This is a genomic window from Streptomyces sp. 3N207 (assembly GCF_052246355.1).
Classification (GTDB): Bacteria; Actinomycetota; Actinomycetes; order Streptomycetales; family Streptomycetaceae; genus Streptomyces.
Map to the genome: position 1 here is coordinate 188,338 of NZ_JBQQBV010000013.1, position 16,984 is coordinate 205,321.

Annotated in this window: 14 protein-coding genes and 1 pseudogene; 6 read left to right on the forward strand and 9 right to left on the reverse strand. The window is 68.6% G+C overall.

Translation table 11 applies throughout. The features are described 5' to 3' along the window. Positions 1–7: 7 nt before the first annotated feature. The 8 genes and pseudogenes from ACTWP9_RS21555 to ACTWP9_RS21590 form a co-directional block, all read right to left on the reverse strand. Positions 8–778, reverse strand: coding sequence for an ABC transporter permease (locus ACTWP9_RS21555; protein WP_443247856.1), 771 nt, complete (start codon positions 776–778; stop codon positions 8–10). Further along, positions 775–1,482, reverse strand: a complete 708-nt coding sequence (locus ACTWP9_RS21560) for an ABC transporter ATP-binding protein (protein ID WP_443247857.1) — start codon at positions 1,480–1,482, stop codon at positions 775–777. The genes ACTWP9_RS21555 and ACTWP9_RS21560 overlap by 4 nt, the downstream gene beginning before the upstream one ends. 351 nt (positions 1,483–1,833) lie before the next feature. Next, a pseudogene (locus tag ACTWP9_RS21565) lies at positions 1,834–2,139 on the reverse strand (hypothetical protein); the annotation flags it as partial. A gap of 149 nt (positions 2,140–2,288) precedes the next feature. After that, a complete protein-coding gene (locus ACTWP9_RS21570; RefSeq protein ID WP_443247858.1) occupies positions 2,289–2,927 on the reverse strand; it encodes a hypothetical protein in 639 nt (212 codons plus the stop codon). Between the two features lie 398 nt (positions 2,928–3,325). After that, complete coding sequence (locus ACTWP9_RS21575; protein ID WP_443247859.1) at positions 3,326–4,120, reverse strand: IclR family transcriptional regulator; 795 nt, start codon at positions 4,118–4,120, stop codon at positions 3,326–3,328. A 102-nt stretch (positions 4,121–4,222) separates the two neighbouring features. Continuing rightward, positions 4,223–4,948 carry an MIP/aquaporin family protein gene (locus ACTWP9_RS21580; protein WP_443247860.1) on the reverse strand — a complete coding sequence of 242 codons (726 nt, stop codon included), beginning with the start codon at positions 4,946–4,948 and terminating at the stop codon, positions 4,223–4,225. Between the two features lie 4 nt (positions 4,949–4,952). Beyond that, positions 4,953–5,999: an NAD(P)-dependent alcohol dehydrogenase gene (locus ACTWP9_RS21585; protein WP_443247861.1), complete on the reverse strand. Its 1,047-nt coding sequence runs from the start codon at positions 5,997–5,999 to the stop codon at positions 4,953–4,955. A 721-nt stretch (positions 6,000–6,720) separates the two neighbouring features. Continuing rightward, on the reverse strand, positions 6,721–8,322 hold the full coding sequence (locus tag ACTWP9_RS21590; RefSeq protein WP_443247862.1) for a PucR family transcriptional regulator: 1,602 nt from the start codon (positions 8,320–8,322) through the stop codon (positions 6,721–6,723). 271 nt (positions 8,323–8,593) lie between these two features. Between ACTWP9_RS21590 and ACTWP9_RS21595 the strand changes: the two genes are divergently transcribed. From ACTWP9_RS21595 to ACTWP9_RS21605, 3 genes are read left to right on the forward strand one after another with little or no spacing between them, the layout of a single operon-like run. Beyond that, positions 8,594–10,072, forward strand: a complete 1,479-nt coding sequence (locus tag ACTWP9_RS21595; RefSeq protein ID WP_443247904.1) for a sodium:solute symporter — start codon at positions 8,594–8,596, stop codon at positions 10,070–10,072. A 52-nt stretch (positions 10,073–10,124) separates the two neighbouring features. Continuing rightward, positions 10,125–11,105 (forward strand): C-terminal binding protein, encoded by a 981-nt coding sequence (locus tag ACTWP9_RS21600; RefSeq protein ID WP_443247863.1) that lies wholly within the window; start codon positions 10,125–10,127, stop codon positions 11,103–11,105. Beyond that, positions 11,102–11,896, forward strand: a complete 795-nt coding sequence (locus ACTWP9_RS21605; RefSeq protein ID WP_443247864.1) for a class II aldolase/adducin family protein — start codon at positions 11,102–11,104, stop codon at positions 11,894–11,896. The genes ACTWP9_RS21600 and ACTWP9_RS21605 overlap by 4 nt, the downstream gene beginning before the upstream one ends. A 355-nt stretch (positions 11,897–12,251) precedes the next feature. Here ACTWP9_RS21605 and ACTWP9_RS21610 read toward each other — a convergent pair whose 3' ends face one another. Then, positions 12,252–12,584: a putative quinol monooxygenase gene (locus tag ACTWP9_RS21610; RefSeq protein ID WP_443247865.1), complete on the reverse strand. Its 333-nt coding sequence runs from the start codon at positions 12,582–12,584 to the stop codon at positions 12,252–12,254. Between the two features lie 844 nt (positions 12,585–13,428). On the opposite strand from ACTWP9_RS21610, the gene ACTWP9_RS21615 reads away from it, so the two are divergent. From ACTWP9_RS21615 to ACTWP9_RS21625, 3 genes are read left to right on the forward strand one after another with little or no spacing between them, the layout of a single operon-like run. Next, the gene (locus tag ACTWP9_RS21615) at positions 13,429–15,090 is read left to right on the forward strand and encodes a hypothetical protein (protein ID WP_443247866.1); all 1,662 of its coding nucleotides are present in this window, start codon (positions 13,429–13,431) and stop codon (positions 15,088–15,090) included. After that, complete coding sequence (locus ACTWP9_RS21620) at positions 15,087–16,355, forward strand: CHAT domain-containing protein (protein WP_443247867.1); 1,269 nt, start codon at positions 15,087–15,089, stop codon at positions 16,353–16,355. The genes ACTWP9_RS21615 and ACTWP9_RS21620 overlap by 4 nt, the downstream gene beginning before the upstream one ends. Beyond that, a complete protein-coding gene (locus ACTWP9_RS21625; protein ID WP_443247868.1) occupies positions 16,333–16,731 on the forward strand; it encodes a Pepco domain-containing protein in 399 nt (132 codons plus the stop codon). Before ACTWP9_RS21620 ends, ACTWP9_RS21625 begins: the two co-directional genes overlap by 23 nt. Positions 16,732–16,984 lie beyond the last annotated feature (253 nt).

The window sequence follows — 16,984 nt, forward strand, 5'->3', positions numbered from 1 at the left end:
TGTCTCGTCAGGCGTTACCGAGTTCGAGGCTGCGCCAACGCATGGTCGTCGCGACGATGGAGATCAGCGCGACGGCGACGGGCAGGACGAGCTGGACTCCGGCGACCTGGAATTCGGCGCCACCGAGCCCGGACCACAGGCCCGGCACGGCCCACGGGAACCAGCCGCCACTGCCGAAGGAGGTGACGAGCTGGGTGGCGACGACCAGGCCGATCAGGCCGCCGACGGCGCCGAGGTAGCCCCGGGTGACGGTGGCCAGCCAGGCCAGCGGGAAGGTGTTGCACGCGCTCAGCAGGCTGACGCCGAGCGGCAGCCACCACCGCGGCGGCTGGGATCCGAGGTCGCCGAGGAGCAGACCCACCCCGAACAGCGCCAGGGTCGACGCGATCGACACGAGCACACTCCAGGCCAGCAGGACGGTGCACTTCGCCAGCGCGATGCCGCCACGGCCCGTGGGCAGGCCGAACAGCGCGGCGACGGTGCCCTCGGTGAACTCCCGGCCGAAGCACCAGGCGAAACCGAAACCGAGGCCCAGCAGCACGGCGACCGCCATGACCTGCGTGCCGGTGCCGAGATAGGCGGCCCAGCTGGATCCGTGCACCAGCAGCCGGGCCTTCGCCGCAAAGCTCGACGAGGAGTTTGCCCGCAGGGCAAGGATGGCAGCCGCCGCGAGCAGCGCCGGCGCCAGCACGATGACGGCGGTGCAGATGACCGCTACCGGAGCCCGGCGCATTTTCATGGCCTCGACGGTCAGGAGCCTGCCGAAGTCGCCGGTCATCCCGCCTCCTCGGGCCGGACTTGGTCGGCCTGATAGATCAGGTCGAAGAACGCGCGTTCCAGATCGAGGCCGCGCGGATCGAGGCCGCCGACGATCCGGCCGCGGTGCAGCACGGTCACGGTGTCCGCGAGCCTGGCCAGCTCGTCCAGGTGGTGACTGGAGATCAGCACCGAGCCACCGCGTTCGGCGACGCCGGTGATGATCTCCCGTAGGCGGACGACGGCCGAGGGGTCCAGGGAGTTGCTCGGTTCGTCGAGCACGAGCACGGTGGGCCGGTGGACGAGCGCGGAGGCGAGCGCGACCTTTTGCCGGGTGCCCAGCGACAGCCGTTTGCCGCGCCGGTCGAGCCACCGCTCCAGGCCGAGGTCCTCGGCGGTGCCCTGCACGCGGTCCGGGAGGGTCTCGCGGTCCATTCCGTGGAGCAGGGCGGCGGCGGTGATGTTCTCTCGGGCGGTGAGCTCGGGGTAGACGGCCGGGGTCTCGATCATGTGCCCGATCTCGCGCCAGCGGGCGGCCGGTAGCGCATCGACCGGGACACCGAACAGCGACGCGGTCCCGCAGTCGGCCGACAGCATGCCGAGCAGGATGCGCATCAGCGTCGTCTTGCCGGCGCCGTTCATGCCGACCAGCGCGTGGATGCTGCCGGACCGGATCGCCAGGTCGATGCCGTGCAGGACCACATCGCCACGGAGTGACCGACGCACACCCCGCGTCTCCAGCAGGACATCGCCAGGCTGCCACCCAGAAGGCACCGGCCGCTCCGTTCCAGTGCCCGCGACGGTGGGATCGTGCATGAGACCGCCTACGTTAGCGACTAACTTTCGTTAGACGCTAACTCTAAGGGAGTGGCCAGGTCCAGTGATCAGCTTCGCGCCCTCACTCACTGCCCACCGAGTCGCCGATGATCCCGCTCTTCCCGCCGGCGCCGAGATGGTCGATGACCTCAGCCAGGGTCCGCAGCCGCACATCAGGGCTGACGGTGCGTCCCCGCTCGACAACAGGGGCCGCACCTCGCTGATGGCCCGGGTGATGGTGGATCGGTCCACGCCGAACCAGCAGGCCAGCACGTCATGAGTGGTCCCGTGGCGGTTATGGACAAGCGTGGCCAGGAGCCGGTCGACGAACACCAGCCGGTGCTTCGCGCCAGCGTCCACGGCCCGCTTCCATGGCCGGGACACCAGCCTGACCTGGTGTCGCTCGTGCCACAACGGGCCTACCTGGGCGACGAGTTCCGTGATCACATCGGCCGACAAGCCCGTGACCCTCCGCTCGCTGATGATCGCCGTGTGCGGTGGACCGGTCACCGAGCAACCCCTGCCTTGGCAGACCGAGTTGTTCGCGTGCGCGGGCCAGGAGGCCATGGCGAGGGTCGGCTCCCGGACGCCCCGGCCTGCGGAGTCGGGCGGAAAGCTCGTCGGCGATCTCGCGGATCGCGGAGCGGTACGGCCTGTGCCGACCTGGAGCGGATGGGCGATTTCGCCCACCGCACGATTCCCGCAACCGAGGCCGGCTACCCCCGCTCGGGATGCAGCAGAACCTCGCTGCCGATGGGTGTGAAACCGCAGGCGAGGAAGGCACGCATGGAGCGGGCGTTGCCCGGGGAAACGGCGGCGAAGACCGGTTCTCCTTCCGGAACCAGAGAAAGGGCATCGGCGAGGAGCGAACGCCCATGCCCTCGGCTGTTGTTCTGAGCGCGGTGCAGTTCGATACTCAGCTCTCGCCGCCCGGCAAGTCCGTCGGCCAGGGTGATGAGGCCACGTTCGTCCCCGTGGACCTGGACGCTTGTCCGCAGCCACCGAGCGTGGCGGACACGTGGATGCTCGTCTGCGTCGGTCAGCTCCGCCAGGCGTGGGGGGCCGCCGGTGCCGCGGGCCGTCAGTGTTGCGTCGGTGACGCCGATCCAGCCCTTGGGCCCGGCGAGGTGGCGCAGGAAGTCCGGAGAGAGCGTCCCGCCGAAACCGTCTGGCTTCTGGGCGTATACGTCCTGGCTGGTCATGGCGGTGGCGACGACGGCATGACCGGTAAAGGCGACCGAGCATTCGAGACCCCCGGGCAGAGGCGGCAGCACCGTCACCCGGCCGTCGACCGGCGGGAAGCAACTGTCGGCAGCATCCATGAAGTAAGTGAGGAGTGGGTGCGACTCACGCACGAGTGGCTCACCTGCGTGTCGAGGAAGTCCAGTAGCGAGTAATTGTCAGATTCTATGGCGCGCCGGAGGCTCCTGAGGCTCGCGTCACCGCTTGCGGATCCAGCCGATCATGCCGCGCTTGGTGATGGTCAACGGAGTCTTGAGCCGCGCGGCCTCTTGCAGGACCGCACCGTGTTTGCGCAGGCGCCCCATGTGGTGGCGCACGGTGAGGTGCCCAACCCCAGCCGTGTCCGGCTCTCGTGGAAACGAGTTCGCTGATACGGATACCGCGGTCGTGTGGTCCGTTGGGGAGCCACCGCGGCCCGCCGCCGTCCGGGCAGCTGAACCAGCCCGGGGGGCTTCCAGCGATGCTGGGAAATCCCCGGGAACTTCCTGGGTGGTGCAGGGTGCCCGACCGCCTACCCGCTCTCGCCGCAGGCGAGCAGGCGGGAGACGCGGGCGGCCCCGAGACGTACGGCTTCCTCCAACTGCCGTCGGCGTGGGGCGAACATCGTGGTGGGAACGGAAGTGGCCACGGCTCCCGCCACCTCGCCGTCGCTGTAGACCGGGGCGGCCACGCAGGACAACTCGGAGCTGAACTCCCCGACTTCGACGGCCACACCCGAGGACCGCACCTGGCTCAGATGCCTCTCCAGGAGGTCGGGAGCGGTGATGGTGGAGGCGGTGAGAGGGGCCAGGCCCTGTCCGCGCAGGTGGTCCCGGCGCCTTCCGGCCGGCAGGGACGACAGCATGACCTTGCCGAAGGCCGTGGCGTGCGGAGCCTCGTGGAATCCGATGCCGAGCGGTTCGGCCCGCGGCGCCTCGGATGAATCGGCCACCTCGGCGATGACGATGTCCTCGTCCCGGAAGACGGTGTAGTAGGCGGCGGCCGTGCACTCCCGGTGGATGTCGTGGAGCACCCCGGAGATACCGGGGGTGACATCGAGCTGCGCACACAGGTGGCGGTGCAGGTCGGTGAGTTTGTAGCCCAGCCCGTAGCCACGGGAGTGGTGGAGACGGACCAGGTAGCCGTCGTGCACGAGGGTGTTCAGCAGGCGGTAGGTGGTGGGCAGGGTCAGTCCCAGGCGGCGGGCCACAGCCTTCGCAGTGATGCCGTCGCCGCATGCGGCCACCGCTTCCAGCACCATCAGCGCACGCCTCACCGATCCGAGCAGGTCAGGGGGTTCGACCGCGTACTGATCACTGCCGGCCATCCTCGTCCCCCTTTCCATGGGCTTCCGTGGGGCCCGGGGCCCGGCCCTGCGGGCCGGCCGCCGCCACGTCCCGCGGCGGCGGCCGACGTGCCAGGATAACAGTCAGGCCGTGGCCGTCCGAAGCCTGCTGACCGCGACGTACGTGCGGCCGGCCAGCAGACCCCCCACGACCTGCGCCAGCAGATACACAGGGAGCTGGGACCAGCTGACCGTGCCGCCCGACAGCGCGGAGATGATCAATGGTCCAAGATGCCGTGCCGGGTTCAGCGAGGCACCGGTGACCGGGCCCAGGGCGATCGCGATCGCGCAGACGGCGAAACCGATGGGGAGGCCGGCGAATCCGCCCGGGGCTCGCTGATCGATGACGCCGAAAACGACGAAGACCAGGATGAAGGTGCCCAGGGCTTCGGCGAAAAAGGCTTGGGAGACGGAGGTCGGGGCTGCGTAGGCGGCCACGCCGAGCCCCACACGCACCGCTCGCATGCCGAGCACGGCGATGATGGCTGCAGCGCCAACAACCGCCCCTGTGCACTGGGCCAGGATGTAACCGGGGGCTTCACGCCAGCTCATCCTGCCGGTCGAGGCCAGAGCCAGGGTCACGGCCGGATTGATGTGGCAGCCCGAAACGTGTCCGATGGCGAACACGGCGGCCACGACCACCATGGCGAAGGCAAAGGCGATCACCCCCAGATCTGCCATGGTGAAGCTGGTATGTCCATTTTTCTGGAGTATGAGTGCGGCCGGAACCGAGCCGACGCCGAGGAAGACCAGAAAACCGGTTCCGAGGAATTCTGCAAAAAGTCGCTGGCGGAAATTATTCTCTGTCATAGCTTCACCTGGGGCCGTGGCCGCCGGGAACCAGAATCCCCCGGCCCGGCAGACGCCCGTGATCCAGGTCGCCTATTGCGTCGTTCACCGCGTCCAGCGGATATGTGGTGGTGTGCAGCCGTACTTTTTCCTGGGCGGCGAGTGTCATCAGTTCCCCGAGGTCGTTGAAGCTGCCGACGAGATTGCCTACGACATTGATCTCCGCGGAGATGATGTCGATGGTCGGGACGTTCACACGGCCCCCGTACCCGACGACGAAGTAGGACCCCGCTCGGCGCAGCATCGCGATGCCCTGCGACTCGGTTCCCTGCTCGCCGACGAAGTCGATGACCACATGCGCGCCTTGACCGGCGGTGATCTCCCTGACCTCTGCCACCGGTTCCCCTGTGGCAGCGTTCACGGTGTGGTGCGCTCCCAAGCTCTTGGCGAGCTCCAGCGCCGCCTCCGACCTGTCCACCACGACGATTTCGGCCGTGGTGAGTGCCGTCAGGCACTGGACCCCGATATGCCCGAGGCCGCCCGCGCCGATCGCGACGACCGTGGCGCCGGGGTAGAGCAGGGGCAGCGCCTTGCGTACGGCGTGGTACGCGGTGAGGCCCGCGTCGGCGAGGGCGGCCACGTCGGCAGGTTGCAGACCGGGGCCGAGCTTCACACACGAACGGGCGCTGGTCCGCATCAGTTCGGCCATTCCACCGTCCGAGTCGATTCCGGGGAAGGTGCTCGCCGAGCAGTGCACGTCATCACCGGAACGGCAGGCGCGGCACAGACCGCAGGTCATCAGGGGATGGATGATGACGGTGTCGCCGACCTCCAGATTGGACACCCCGGGACCGACCTCGCGGACCCATCCTGCGTTTTCGTGGCCAATGGTGTAGGGCAGAGTCACACCGGATTTCTCGTTCCACTGGCCCTCGACGATGTGGAGATCGGTACGGCAGAGACCGGCGCCTCCGATTTCCACGATGACATCCAGCGGTGATTCGATCTCGGGCTCCGGGACATCCTCGACCACCGGCCGCTCGTGGTAATTATGCAAACGCACTGCCTTCATTTTCACAGCTCCTCATCGCAGTATTCCTTGGCGATTGAGGAGATGCTCGTGCGTTCTCGACCACAGGTCAACCACGAAAATTCCGGCTATTGAGAAAACGGACATTTCCCTATGGGCTGTCCCGTAAATGATCTCGGCCGTGCTTGCTGACCTGTTCGTTTCTTGGTCATCCGGCGAGGGAGGGGTTGTGCAGTCCGCCGATGCCTGGGTCGGCAAGGCCGAGACGGATGCTGGCCAGCGGCCCGGTGTCACGTCTGGGAGTCCCCCTGGGGAGCAAGCGGCTGTGGGCCGGGATTGCCGAGCTACGGCGGGCGAACGGTGGCGTCGGCCTTCTTCGCAGCCGAGCTCGACCGGCCGCCCAGGCGTTCGCAGCGTTCATCCCGGGTCGGCGTCGACGCCCGCTGGTCATGAGCGTGCTTGTGACGGCATCGTCGGCCTCACCAACACCGCGGCTCTCGAAACGCCGACAAGGGCGATACGGATCAACGCCGTAGGGCCGGGTTTTCCTCGACACTCCGCTGCTGCGCGAGGTGGAAGCCCGATGCGGGAACGCCTCGTCTCCCTGCACTGCATCACGTGACTGGTCTCAGCAAAGCTCCCGGCCCGCAACCATGTGAACGACAAGCTGGCCACTGTCACTGTAAACACCCTGCGGTGCTGGCCCGGTGGCCGTGTTGCGTGGGCCCGGGCATTGCCTGGGCGAGCCGGGTCGGGGCGGGTGTCATGGGGTATCCCGATCGCCGGCGATCTCGTCGTCGGGCAGCCAGCGGAGAGCGAACCAGAGCTCCATGCGGACGTCCGGATCCTGGAGATCGACGTCCAGGAGTTCGGCGACCCGTGCCAGACGGTGGCGCACGGTATTGCGGTGGATGTCCAGAGCGGCTGCTGTGCGGTCCCAAGTGCCATGGAACGTCAGCCAGGTTCGCAGGGTCCGGAGGAGGACACGTGCGCCGGGTGCCGCGGCTTGGAAGAGCGGGGCGAATCGGGCGCGGGCGTGTTCCCGCGCGTCGGTAGCGGCGACCAGGGCATGGAGAGTCTGTGCATCGGTGTGATGGATGACCGCTGGTGCCTCACTGGCGATGGCCCGTTCCAGTGCGCGTTCGGCCTGAGCGTCCGCGCTGGACAGTTTGGTCACGGGTACTGGCGCGCTGAAGCCGAGGGTCCACCCGAGGGCGGCGGCCTGCGTGGGGGCGACCGGCGTGGTGTTCGGTGCGCTGGGGACCAGTGCTCGCAGGCTTGCGCGGTCGATGTGCAGGTAGGGAGTGCCAAGGGCGGTGCCCAGAGCAACAAGTTGGGCCGGGTCTTCGTAGGACCGGTGTACAGGAGCGGACCGTGACAGGACGTGGCGGCCGTGCACGACGACCCAGTGACCGCCCAAGGGTTGCTCCTCAGGGACGAGTGCGGGCGCGACCTCGGCCGGGGTGGCCCCGAGCATGAGCCGTACGAGTGCGCCGACGCTGTGAGCGTCGGTGCCGAGGGCGTGGCTGGGGCTCGTGAGCAGAGACAGCAGCACGGTCGCCATACTGGTCACCTGGCGGTGGACCAGAGTCGGGGCTGTGGTGGCGGCCTGGCCGAGGGCCAGCGGGGGAGCGGAGCCGTCCGTGCCGGGCAGGGTGTGCACCGTCAGGTGGATGCCTTCGTGGTGGTGAGCAGCCGCCGAAGGGGGCGGCGGTCTGCCCTTCACCTGCTTCTCCGCGGAGCGGGCGATGGTACGTACGGCAAGGTCACGCAGGAGCTGCGGGCCAGGGGCCGGGGGGCGGCGGCCGGCGCTGAACAGCTCATTGCCCTGGGCGTCGAAGAGTGCCGATCCGGCCTCGATATGGGTGCTGAGCTGCTGCAGCACGGCCTGGAGCGCATCCGGGCGGGCGGCGGCGGAAGCGAGAGCCGACTGCGCTTTGGAGATCTTTCGCAGCTCGCTGTTGCGGATCTCGGCGATGGCGTCGTACGTCGCCTGACCGACGGCCACGAAGGGGGTCTGGGGCGGCAGCCGTAGCAGCGGCAGTCCGTGGCGGTCGCAGGCGGCGATGAGCTCGGCGGGAACCTCCTGATGCACAGGGGCCACACCGAAGCCCAGGGCGGCCACCCCGGCGGCGACGACGCGGGTCACATAGTTGTCGATGCCGTCCGACTCATCCGGGAGACGGACCCCCGCGGTGAGGAGGAGCTCGCCGCCGACGAGGTAGGGCGTGGGGTCCTCGACCTCGGTGGTACCGACCGTGCTGATGAAGCAGTCCTCGGCCGGACCGGCGATCTGGCTCAGGCCCAGTGCGGGATTGGCGAGCAGCATGCTGAGGGGAACGGAGAGTTGGTCGGTCTCGGCCATGCGGAGTGGTCCTCCCAACCCGGCAACGCCGCGCAGAAGTGCGGGATTCATCCAATGGGTGAGTTCATTTTGGATAGATCCTACACTTCAGCGCCAGTGCGATCCGCGGATAGGTTCTCCGACCAGCAGGGCACCACCCCCGCCCCGGCATCCCCTCGTCAGCACTGCCGCGTCCGCCCGCTCCCATGGCCCGGCGCGCAACTGCTGTCCCGCTCACAGCAGCCACGCGGCGTCACGCTCAGGCGTGGGCCGCAGCGAATCGGAGGACCTGATGGCCGTCGACTACCTCGTCATGATCGGATATTTGCTGGGCCTCGTCGGCGCCGGCTGGTGGGGCAAGAAGCGCGCCGCTACCAAGAGCGAGTTCCTGGTCGCCGGGCGGCGGCTGGGCCCGCTGATGTACACGGGCACGATGGCCGCCATCGTCCTCGGCGGGGCCTCCACCGTCGGCGGGGTGGGTCTGGGCTACAGCTACGGGATCTCCGGCGCTGCCATGGTCTTCGCCATCGGGCTGGGACTGCTGGCACTGAGCATTTTCTTCTCCGCCCGGATCGCTCGGCTGCGCGTGTACACCGTCGCCGAGATGCTCTCGCTTCGCTATGGCGACGCCGCCAGCGTCATCTCCGGCGTGGTGATGTGGATGTACACGCTCATGCTGGTCGTGACCTCGACGATCGCCTATGCCAGCGTCTTCGACGTGCTGTTCGACGTACCGCGCTGGGCCGCGATCGTCATCGGCGGCACAATCGTGGTCGGCTACTCGGTACTCGGTGGCATGTGGTCCATCACGCTCACCGACATGGTGCAGTTCGTGGTCAAGAGCGTAGGTGTGCTCCTCCTGCTGTTGCCCATCGCAGTGGTCAAGGCCGGCGGCTTCGCCGCCATGGCCGACCAGCTGCCGCACGGCTACTTGTCCCCGACCTCCATCGGCGGGCAGACGATCTTCACCTATGTGCTGATCTACAGCTTCGGCATGCTCATCGGGCAGGACATCTGGCAGCGGGTCTTCACCGCCCGCAGCGACAAGGTCGCCGTCTGGGGCGGCACCGCTGCCGGGGCCTACTGCCTCGTCTACGCCCTGGCCGGCGCCTTCATCGGCATGGCCACCAAGGCGCTCTACCCGAAGCTGGCCAGCGCCGACCAAGCGTTCGCCGCCATCGTGAAGCACACCCTGCCCGCCGGGGTCAAGGGACTGGTCCTGGCCGCCGCCCTGTCCGCGATGATGTCCACCGCCAGTGGCGCCCTGATCGCCTCCGCCACCGTTGCCAACAACGACGTCTGGGTGCGACTGCGCCGCCTCGGCCGCAACAAGACCGAGGCCGCCGCCGACCGGGAAGAGAGCGACGAGGTCGCCTCCAACCGGCTCGCCATTGCCATCCTCGGCGTGACCTCCATGGCCATCGCCTGCGTACTCGGCGACGTCATCGCAGCCCTCACTGCGGCATACGACCTGCTCGTCGGCGGTCTGCTGATCCCCATCCTCGGCGGCCTGGTCTGGAGGCGCGGAAACCTCCAGGGTGCTCTGGCCTCGATGATCGTGGGCGGCACCACAGTGATCGCCTTTATGGTGACCGACGGGCTCCTCGCCAACGAGCCGATCTACTACGGCCTGCTCGCCAGCCTCGTCGCCTACGTGGCCGTCAGCCTTGTCACCGAACCGACCGAGGAAGCGGTCGTCGAGGCGTGGCGCCGCCGCCTGGCAGGCGAGTCGACCGGCACCTCGGCAGCCCCCGCAACCACCGCTGTCTGACGCCGTACCATCAGCCAGTTTCACGGCTGTCCACACCTCTGAGGAGCCTGGCATGACCAGCCCGCTGGCCGTCTTCACCGATCTCGACGACCTGGATCCAACACCCGGGGTGACGAAGTTGACCGAGGCCGGCTTCGACGTACGGATCGCCGACAGCGCGAGCCCGGACGCCATCGTCCGAGCGGCCTCGGACGCGGTCGCCCTGCTCGTCGGGTACGCCCGCATCGACGCCGACCTCCTCGACCGGCTCCCCAACCTCCGTATCCTGGCCACGTGCTCGGCCGGTTACGACATGGTCGACGCCGACGCGGCAGGTGCCCGCGGCCTGTGGGTGTGCAACCTGCCCGACGCGGCAACCGAAGAAGTCGCCGTCCATGCGCTGGCTGCAGCCCTGTCACTGGTGCGTGAACTCCCGCAAGCCGACGCAGCGGTGCGCCGCGGCGGTTGGACCACCGACCTGCCACGGCTGCCCCGCCGGGCCGGTGAGCTGACGCTCGGCCTGGTGGGCATGGGCCGCATCGCCACCCGCCTCGCCGAGCTGGCCGCACCGATCTTCGGTCGCGTCGCCGCCTACGATCCGCTGAGCCGCCCCGAACAAGGGCCGGCCACGGTGCAGCGGACCGATATGGACACCCTGCTGGCCTCCAGCGACGTGCTCTCCCTGCACGCCCCGCTCAACGACGCCACCCGCAACCTCATCGGCCGCGCGGAGCTCGACCGCATGCCGGTCGGCAGTTTCCTGGTCAACGTCGCCCGTGGTGGCCTGGTCGACCACGCCGCACTCCTGGAAGCCCTTGGCACCGGAAGACTCGCCGGAGCGGCCCTCGACGTTCTGCCCACCGAACCCCCGGCCCGGGACGACCCTCTGCGCACCCACCCACGCCTGCTGCTCTCCCCGCACATGGCTTTCCTCTCCGACGCCTCGCGGCGCGCCTATGTCGAGCGCCCGGCTGAGAACGTCATCGCCTGGCATCGCACCGGGCGCCCCCTCACCCCAGTCGTCACCCCGCCCGCCGAAGGAGGCACTCTGTGACTGATCCGACGCCCCGAGCCGGCGACCAGACCGCCGAGATCACCCCCGACGTGGAGCTGCGGCTGCGCCGCGAACTTGCCGCGGTCTACCGCCTGGTAGCGCACTTCCGGATGACCGACCTGATCTTCACGCATATCTCCGCCCGAATCCCCGGCCCGGAGCACCACTTCCTGATCAACCCCTACGGGCTGCTCTTCGAGGAGATCACCGCATCGAACCTCGTCAAGATCGACCTGACAGGTCGCCCTGTCGAGCAGAGCCCCCATCCCGTCAACCCCGCCGGTTTTGTCATCCACAGCGCCGTCCACGCTGCCCGGCCCGACGCCCACTGCGTCCTGCACACCCACACCAAGGCCGGGTGTGCTGTCGCGGCCCAGGAGCACGGCCTGCTCCCGCTGAACCAGATCTCCATGGAGTTCTACGGCAAGATCGGATACCACGACTACGAAGGCGTCGCCCTCAACCTGGCCGAACAAGAACGCCTGGTCGTCGACCTGGGCGACCATCCGGCCATGATCCTTCGCAACCACGGCCTGCTGACCGTCGGCGGAACGCCGGCCGAGGCCTTCCTGCGCATGTACTACTTGGACAAGGCATGCGAGATCCAGACCGTGGCCATGGCAGGCGGAGCAAAGCTGGTCACGCCCCATCCCGACATCTGCGAACTCACAGCGCGCCAACTCTCCGGCGAGGACGACAGGTCCGACCTCCAGGACGAAAAAGCCTACGAGCTTGCCTGGTCGGCGCTGCTCCGGCTCGTCGAGCGCATCGCCCCCGATTACCAGAGCTGATCCCAAGCAGCCCCAGTATCAAAAGTTTGCGTCCGATCAGACCGATCGCATGCAAGGGCAATTGCTGTCCGTGCCGGGCAGCTCGTCCTCCCCACACCGGCCGAGCCCTCGCGTCCGAGGAGGCGGGCCGACGGGATGCGGAGGTATGCGACGGCACGGTTCCCCCATGCCGAAGCGGCGGTGGACTCCAGCGCCGGGTTTGCAACCGCCCACCGACCGTGAGGCTTGACCCGCACACCGGGGATGGGCACGTCGTTCAGAGCAGGGCTCGCTTCCGAATGACCGCACTTGCCCTGCCATGCTCCCGCGGCGGAAGCGGGCGGAGCGGGCAGTCACAGCGTCATCCGCCGATGCACTACTCGCGAGTGGGGACCGCCATCTCACCCAGCAGCGACCAGTCGTGCTGCGGAACGGTCACGTTGACGACGCGCGGCGTTTCGACCAGATGGGTCGGCAGCGTCTGCTGCGCGGCCTTGAAATGCTCGGACTGCACGTGCGCGACCCCTGCCTCCTCGTCGCGGAAGGCCTCGATGAGGACGTACTCCGTGGGGTCCTCCACACTGCGCGCCCAGTCGAACCACAGGCAGCCGGGCTCGGCGCGCGTGCCCCGGGTGAAGTCAGCGGTGATCTCGGGCCAGCGGTCGGCGTGCTCGGGGCGGACTCGGAACTTGGCGGTGATGAAGATCACGGGATTCCCTTCCTGATGTCTGTACTCGTTCCCGCGCCGTGTGGCGCGGTGGAGGGGGAGACCGGCCGTGTCGTGCGGCGCATCCACCCGCATCCAGCAGGTGTCGCCTACGCACGGACGCTACGGCAAGCCGACCCGCGGGCGAGCGCTGCTTGCCTGCTGTCCGGCCGCACCACCAGGACTCGTGGCAACAAGATCGTAACGGTCGCGGGCTGACGTCTCCGGCTTTCGGACCCGCGAAAGTGGATGCGTCGGGGCGCTCAGCCGTACAGCTGCGGTCGGGGGCTTGTCGCTCCTGCGTTCCGACAACTGCTCTCCCGGCAGCCGCAGATTACCAACGAGTCTGCGGACCATAGCCTCATGCTCGGGGTGGCCGACTGGACTGCTTAGAGCGTTATCGGTGCGGGCTACGGCGGGTCGTGACAGCCGTCGTGGGCTGCGCTACGCCGGGAGGACGAGGTACTCAGCATCGGGATACCCGCGATAGACAACCCCGCCAGAGCGATGACAACCGGGGCGTCGGCGAACACAACCTCAGGTGCGGATTTGGGGGCAAGCGCTGACTGGGCAGTGCAGGGCGGGGCGCTCGATCCCCTCCCCAGGCTCCGGCTCCCTCGACAGTGGCCCATGACAGTGCCTGCTTGACCGTGACCGTGACCGTGACCGTGACCGTGACCGAGGGCGTGAGCGAGCGGAGCCGATCGAGTACGTTCTCTGCCGACTCGTTCTCGGTGGAGGCCCTGCCCGCGAAGTCGAGAACCGCCATACTGATCCGGCGAGTTGGAATACGGGTCGGCACGGGACGGAGGGATCGATGGCCTCGCGGTCTTCCACGGACCGGCTCGTGACAACCGTCCGGGCGTTCATCGCCGCGGTCGCAGGCTCGGGCGCGGCTGCGGCCGGCTTCGCCACGGTGGGCCGATCGTTGGAGGACGGCCGCCTCGGTCAACTGTCCCTGGGACTCGGGCTGTGTGCCCTCGCGACAGCAGCAGCGGGCGCGGTGGTCTGGTTGCTCTGGCGCGCCCTCGCCGACACACCGGGCGCGAGGCGGTCGTCCGATGCCGCTGCCTTCCGCCTGGATGTCGTCGTCAGCGTGTTAGCCCTGCCGGCCGAGACCGGCCTGTCGTGGCTGACGGTCGCCTTCGCGACCGACGGGCACACGGGGGCCGCCTGGTTGTCGGGCGGCGTGGCGCTCGCGGTGACTCCAGTGTGGCTGTACCGGCTCTGCGGGGACCTGGTGAGGGGCACGGGCCCGGTGGGATACCCGATCGTAGCGGCGCTCACGGTGTCCGCCGGCAGCGCGGGCTGGCTCGCTGTGCGCTTCGCGGTGGACGGCCGTTGGGTGGATGCCGTGCTGCTGGCCTGTGCCCTGCCGATGATTCCGCTGGGCGCTCTCGGGCTGCGTACGGTCGACGACACCGACCTCGCCCCCGACAGCAACCGCGGCGCGCTTGCCGTCACGCTGCTGAGCCTGGCGCCGGCCATCGGACTGGGCGGGGTGACGGCCCGGCTCATCATGGACGGCCGGGTCGGCCCGGCCGTACTCTCCGGCGCTCCGGCACTGTTGCTTCTGCTCGCCGCCCTCCGGTGGGCCGGGGCCTGGGCAGACGCCCGGATCGCATCCAGGACAAAGCTCTGGAGCCGCTCCTACGGTCCGCAGGCGCACCCCGGGGACGTGGGGGAGATCCGCCAGGTGGTGCGAGAGGCACTGGAGGAGCTGTACTACCCGGGGCACTACGCGGGAGTGCGGCCGCCCGTGCCGTACGGGTATCAGGAGGGCCTGGCGCGGCTGACGGAGCGCGAGCTGCGCCAACTCGCACAGCAGGTCGCGGACAGGATCACGAGCAGCGTGGCGGACCGCGTCACGGACCGGATCGCACACCAGGTCGCGGAGGCGGCGTCGGACAGGATCGGCACGGGTCTTGAGCGTCGGATGTCCGCCGGGCTGAGCACGCTCCGCGAGGAACTCCAGCGCTCCGTCCGTACAAGCGTCGAGGAGGTGGTGTCCGGACCGCCGTTGGCCAATTTCACCGGGTTTCTGTCCCTGCACCTCCTCACCGACGACCGCGACAGTGCGGGGCACGGGGACGGCGCGGTCCTGGCGTACGCCGGAAGCCGCCTCCGCCTGCTCCTGGCCGTGACGCAGGACGACCGGGCCCGGGATGTACCGGCCGCCCAGGAGACCGCGCCCGACGAGGAGTTCTTCATCTTCGAGCCGGTGCATGTGCAGGGCGGTAGGGACGCGGACACCGTCGAGTTCGAAGCCGTGGTGGACAGCACCACGCTCACTCCGCTCCCGCACCGCCGAACGCTGCCCGTCGGCCGCGGCGAGAAGCAGAACCGGGTCTTCGCGTTCCAACTTCCAGGGCAGGAGGGGCAGCACGAGGTGTGGTTCCAGCTCTACCAGGCCGGGCGCCTCGTCCAAGCCGTGGCCCTCACCGTCCACGCGCGACCCCGCACGACGGAACAGCCGGCGAAGACCGGGGAGGCGGAGGTTTCCGAATGACCGGAAGTCTGCCCGCCGACGTCACCGTGCACGTACGCGAGGACAGCGCGCGTACGAGGATCGAGTTCCGCGCCCGCAACGGCACGCCACCCCTCAAGGTCTCCTTGCCGGGCAAGGGCGTACTCGACGAGGCACGCCGGCAGCTCGACACCGGGCTGCAGCGCCTCAAGGACACCGCACCAGAGCTGCACGTGCCCGAGGCCGAGCTGAGCGCCGTCTTCGACAGCCTGCGCCGCATCGGACTGCGCCTGCTCTTCCTGCTCTTCGACCTGAAGGTCGTCAACGAACTGGAGCGCTTCTGGACCAGTGCGGTGCCCTTCGCGCGCAATCCCGGCCTGCCGCCTCCCCTGGTCGAGTGCGTCGGCGGCAGAGATGCCTTTCTCCCGCTCGAAATCCTGCCGCTCTTCCGCCTCGCACCCAACGAGGTCACCGACCGCGAGAGCTTTGTGGCGGCCTGTAGGTCATTGGTCGGATTCTCCTGCATGGTCAAACGCACCATGCCGCTGCCGCAGCCGCCCGGTCTGGAGCTGGTCACCACGCCGGAGGGCAGGGTGCCGGTCCGGTTCCTGCACTACGAGCACCTGGCCGGCGCCCGGAAGGAGCTGGCCTGGTTCTCCTCAACGGCCGCCCATCGGGTGGAGCTCGAAGGGCCCTACCCGGTGGCCGACCCCGGTGCGCCGTCCCTCGCGGAACAGATCTACGATCCGAAACTGCTGCTCAACGGCCGACATGGAGGCAGCGACCACAGCCGCCGCAAGACCCCCGATCAGGTACAGCACTTCGCCTGCCACTGCTACGCCAACGCCGACGACCCGCTGGAGAACGAGGTCGAGCTGAGCGGCGACGGCCGGGCCGTGCGGGTCACGCTCGGCGAACTCGGTGAAGACCTTGTGACCGCCGCCCGGGACGAGCGCGCCGACGAACAGCTGCCGCTCGTCGTCATGAACGCCTGCGGAGCGGCACGCATGCATGCGACCAGCTCGCTGTCGTTCCCGTTCCTCTTCCTGAAGAACCGCAACCGGGGATTCGTCGGCAGCGACGTGGAGGTGCCCGACGATGTGGCCGCGGCCTTCTCCCAGGCTCTCTACGAGCCCTTCCTGCTCCGCGGGCTGCCACTGGGACGCAGCCTGATGGAGGCCCGCAACAGCCTGCTCCACACATTCAACAACCCGCTGGGCATCGTCTACTCCGCGTACGCGGACCCGCAGTTGCGGCTCTGCCCCAAGACCATGAAGGACGCCTATGACGCGGCAAGAGCAGTCTGAACAACACCAGTCCGAACACGACGACGTCGTCCGCATCCTCGGTCTGGAAGACAGCGACGACCGGGCCCTGTTCCGCCGCCCGCAGGAGTGGCGCATAGGGCGGTCCCAGCTGCCCGCCGATGTCTTCCGGCAGCGCGTCGCCGCCTTCCTCGAAACGCTGCGTCCCATCATCGCCTCCCTGCCACAGGGCTACGGCGACTTCGAGCTGAACGACATCACCGTGAGCGCCGAGGTCAGCGCGAAGGGCCAGCTCTCCCTGCTCGGCGCCGGCGGGGAGTTGACGGGCACCTCCAGCATGACGTTCACCTTCACGCGCAAGGCCGCGTTCCCACCGGCGAGCTCACCCGACGAAGACACCACTCGATCCGGCCAATAGCTGCCACGCCCCGCTCTCTCTCCGCTGCAAACCTGCGCGATCATCGGGCTCCCCGCCCCGAGACCTGCTCATCCACCTTGCTCCACCGCCACAACGGCTGGGACCTGTGGCTGTCCCGGTAACCACCCACTGATGTGCCGGGGGTGAAACGGCGCATCCTGGCGGTGCTTGAACACCACCCCAACCAACCGAACAGTCCGCCAGCAGGCTTCGCTGGGGCAGCTGGCTGGAGATCGCCTCGAACATCCGTCCG